Origin of the sequence: Massilia sp. LXY-6 (assembly GCF_051233485.1) — a bacterium.
Taxonomy (GTDB): Bacteria; Pseudomonadota; Gammaproteobacteria; order Burkholderiales; family Burkholderiaceae_D; genus Telluria.
On sequence record NZ_JBKFGF010000025.1, the window covers coordinates 1 to 4,265 of the forward strand.

Genomic DNA, 4,265 nt, shown 5'->3' on the forward strand with positions numbered 1-4,265 from the left:
ACGGAGATGATGCAGACCGCGATCGACAAGCTGCGCGAACTGCGCGCCCTGCACGAAGACGGCCTGCTGAGTCGCCAGGAATTCGACAGCCGCAAGAACGCCATTCTCGACGCCGCCTACGCGCCGCCGCTGCCGGGCGATGCCGCCGCCGCGCTGACGGTCGCCGCCGCGCCGGTGCCTGCCATGGCGGACGACTGCGGCACCGAGATCGGCCTGATGGCGGGCCAGGAAGTCGGCCCGTTCGAGCGCCGCTACCGCCTCGAGCGCCTGATCGCGCAGGGCGGCATGGGCCAGGTATGGCAGGCCACCGACCTCGCGACCCACGCGGAGCTCGGCCACAGCGCCCAGGTTGCGCTGAAGATCCTGCCGCCCCGGCTGACCCGGAACACGGCCCACGCGCGCCTGCTGATCGAGGAGGCGGCGCGCGCCCGCCAACTCGCCCACGAGCACATCGTGCGGGTCTACGACTGGGCCCAGGATCCGGCGACCGCGAGCTACTTCATCATCATGGAATGCCTGGAGGGCGAAGACTTCGACAGCCTGCTGGCGCGCGAGGGTACGCTCGGCCTGGAGCGCGTGCTGCAGCTGCTCAAGCCGGTCGGCGCAGCCCTCGATCACGCCTGGGAGCGCCACCAGCTGGTGCACCGCGACATCAAGCCGGCCAATGTGTTTCTGACCCGCGCCGGTGAAGTAAAACTGCTCGACTTCGGCATCGCCGCGCGCGCCCGCGGCACCGGCAACGCGTCGCTGGAGGCGCCCGCCAGTTCCGGCACGGGCGGTTACCGCGCGCCGGAAGCGGGCCGCGGCGCCGGCCAGGAGTCTCCGGCGCGCGGCCTCGACGTGCATGCGGTGGCGGCCATGGCCTACCGGATGCTGAGCGGGCGTCTGCCGTTCGGCGCCGGCCAGGAAGAACGGACGGTAGCGGACCGTCCCGCGGGCCTCAGCGACGCCCAGTGGGAGACGCTGCAGGCCGGCTTCGCGGCCAGCGCCGCCACCCGTCCGGGCAGCGTGCGTGAATTGCTCGAGCGGCTGGAGCGGGCCGCCGGCGCGAGCGACGCCGAGCTGCGCGCCGGCGAGGCCGCCCACGCCGAACGCGAAGCGGCGCAAGCGGCGGAAGCCGAACTGCTGCGCCGGGCCCGGGAAGCGGCCGCGCGCCGGCGCATCGAAACCGAGGCGAAAGCGGCGGCCCAGGCCGCGCTCGCGCGCCAGCGCAAGGAGCAGGAACGGCTGGCGCGCCGGACGGCCGAGGAGGCGCGACGCGTGCGCAAGGAAGAATTGCGGCGCCAGCTGGCGCAGCGCCGCGCCCTGGAGGCGGAACAGGCGCGCCAGGATGCCGAACAGGCCCGGCGCAAGCTGGTCCAGGCCAGGGCCGCCGGGGCCTACCTGGCGCAGCAGCAGGGCGAGCGCGCCGAGCAGGCGGCCCGCAAGCAGGCCGAGCTCGAAGCCATGCTACCGGGCCCGGCCAGCCCGGTGGCCGACCTCGAAGGCGTGCTGCGCGACCGTTTCCTGGATGGCGAGGGCAGGGGGCCGGAGCTGGTGCTGCTGCCGACCGGGCGCTTCCAGATGGGCTCGCCGGAGCACGAGCGCGAGCTCGCGGCGGCGGCCGGTTCGCAGAAAGGCTGGCTGGCGCGCGAGCTACCGCAGCACTGGATCGGGATCGACAGGCCGATCGCGATGGGCCGCTATCCGGTGACGGTGGGCGAGTGGCGGGCTTTTGTCCGCGCCACCGGCTGGCGCCAGAGCGGCGACGTGAACTGGGAAGCGCCAGGCTTCGCGCAGACGGATGCGCATCCGGTAGTGGGTGTCAACTGGTACGACGCCCAGGACTACCTGCGCTGGCTGACCGAGGCAAGCGGCCGCCGCTACCGCCTGCCGAGCGAGGCCGAGTGGGAATACGCCTGCCGCGCCGGCACCAACACCGCGTTCAGCTTCGGCGACACCATCTCGCCCGAGCAGGCCAACTACGACGGCAACTTCACCTACAACGGCGGCGCGCGCGGCGCTTACCGGCGCGGCACCACGCCGGCCGGGATGTTCCCACCAAATCCCTGGGGCCTGTTCGACATGCACGGCAACGTCTGGGAATGGGTGCAGGACGTGGTGCACGACAACTACGAGGGCGCGCCGCTGGACGGCAGCGCCTGGGAAGAGGGCGGCGACCAGGCCCGCCGCATCCTGCGCGGCGGTTCCTGGCTGTACAACCCGCGCTACCTGCGCTCGGCACTGCGCAACGGCTTTTCGAGCGCCCTGTCGAACGATATCGTCGGTTTCCGGGTCGTGCGCGAGCTGACCTAGCCTGGCCGGCTTTTCGATCCCCAAAAAAAATGTCCCGCCAAGAAACTGGCGGGACAAACCGACTGCCGGTCGATGTCGGTGTGAAGTCCCTATCTCAACCTACCACCACGTATGATGGATCGCGTCAAAGCTCTGGGCAACCGTAGTCACTGGGGTGTAGGTGATCAGGGTACCGCTTCCGCCATCGCTTGCTGCATGGAAGCCGGTACCGTCATACTGGCCTAACAGCGCGATGCTGACCGCATGTGCTCCGTCGCTGACCGTTAGCTTGCCACCTTCGCCACCGACATCGGCAGTGTAGCTAAATACCAGGCTGCCACTGAAGTGCATGTCGCCAAGGTCCAGCTTGTCATCGCCGTTGAAGCCGGCAATGTTGCCGGTGAACTGGAGAACATCGTCCAGCTTGAGCAAGCCGGCGGCATCCGCCGCGAACATGATGTGCGACGACGATGCGCTGCCGAACTCCAGCATGCCGTTTCCGCTAATCAGGCTGGTGCCTTCCCCGTTCACGCCGCCGTAGATCGCCAGCTCCGAACCGTTGGCCCACAACTTACCGTTGTTGGACACCGCCCCGGCAACGTGCAGCCCGCCGGCGCCGGTGGCTTCCAGGATGCCATCGTTGAAGACGATGTTGTCGCCGGTATTGATGACGAGCGAGTTGGCACCGTCCGCAATGATGGTTCCATGGTTGACCAGACCCAGCTGCCCTGCGCCAAGCTGGCCGGCGCCGGAGATGGTGTTGTCGACGTTGGTCAGCGTGACCGCCGCGCCGGTGCCCGAGATCACGTTAGCGCTGTTGTCGGACAGCGTCAGATGCCCGCCGCCGTCCAGCGTGATGCCTTTGCCGATGAGCAGCAGGTTGGTGTCGCTGCCGGTCGACTTCGGAGCGATCGTGCCGGTGTTATGGATCTCACCGCTCAGAGGCATCGTCGAACCATCGCCGAGCACCAGGCTGCCGGTGTTGGACATGACCGGGGTTTCGTCGAAGACGAAGTTGGCCGCGGTCAGGTTCGATGCATGGACGCCCTGCAGCGTGATGGACTGGCCGTCGCCCAAGGTGACGACAGCATTGCCCGCGCTGTCTTCACTGATATGGTCATGGAGGTCGCCGAAGTTGGCGAGACCCTTGTAACCGATGAGATCCACCTTGTCGGCTGTGGCGTCAAACTTGTAGATGACGTCGTGACCGATGGGCTGGGCGATCACGAAGGTATCGTGGCCGCTGGAGCCAGCGAGGTGGTCGTCGCCGTTCCAGGCGAAGATCGGCGAACCTTTGGCGTAGACCTCCATGTTGTCGGCGACGGACATGGTGCTCTTGGTGCCGTCGGCGTTGGTCCAGGTAACGACAACATTAAGTACTTGTGCACCTGTGTAGCTAGATGGAGAGGTTATCGACAATGTGCTTGTATCTGACGTCTGTATTACCCAGTTTCCATTATCCAGCCGTGTACCGCCATTCAGAATCCACCCATCCGGCAAATTTGTAATCTGCACTTCGGCGCTAGCGGACTGGGGTGCCAAGTTCTGCAGACCCAAGACGATTTCCTCCCCAGCTATACCAGCCGGTGCATTCTTCGTTATAGTCGTTTGATTCCCTGCAAGGTCCGTGGCGACAATCGTTAGTGCGTCGCCAGAGGCTAAGCTTGGATTGGTGTATTGCCAGGTTCCATTTTGCTTTACGGTAGCGGCCCCACTAGAGGTTGTACCGGTTTTATCCGATACAGTGATTACAACGTTGCTGCCGCTTAGCGCATCAGAATACGTACCCGATACCGAGGGGGTACCACCCTGCGTGCCCAAGCTGCCATTCGTGTAATTAACAGTCGGCGCGGTGGTGTCCAGCGTGTAGGTGTGCCCCGTGCCGGCCGTAACATTGCCTGCTGTGTCGACAGTGCGCACGCTCAGCGTGCCATTACCGCTGCTCAGCGCCACGCTAGTCGCGCTCCAGGTAGTGCCAGACACCGTAGCAG

At 66.4% G+C, this 4,265-nt stretch carries 2 protein-coding genes; one reads left to right on the forward strand and one right to left on the reverse strand.

Annotated features, from left to right (window positions below):
- Positions 1 to 2,295, forward strand: a 2,295-nt coding sequence (locus ACI48D_RS12835; protein ID WP_435571607.1) for an SUMF1/EgtB/PvdO family nonheme iron enzyme, incomplete at its 5' end; no start/stop codon positions are given.
- Between the two features lie 99 nt (positions 2,296 to 2,394).
- Here ACI48D_RS12835 and ACI48D_RS12840 read toward each other — a convergent pair.
- The gene (locus ACI48D_RS12840; protein ID WP_435571608.1) at positions 2,395 to 3,603 is read right to left on the reverse strand and encodes a hypothetical protein; all 1,209 of its coding nucleotides are present in this window, start codon (positions 3,601 to 3,603) and stop codon (positions 2,395 to 2,397) included.
- Positions 3,604 to 4,265: the final 662 nt, after the last annotated feature.

What these genes read in the sequence shown, in the direction of transcription:
- ACI48D_RS12840 (WP_435571608.1), bottom strand. Translation starts at nt 3,603, where the DNA reads ATGTCCGTCGCCGACAACATGGAGGTCTACGCCAAAGGTTCGCCGATC.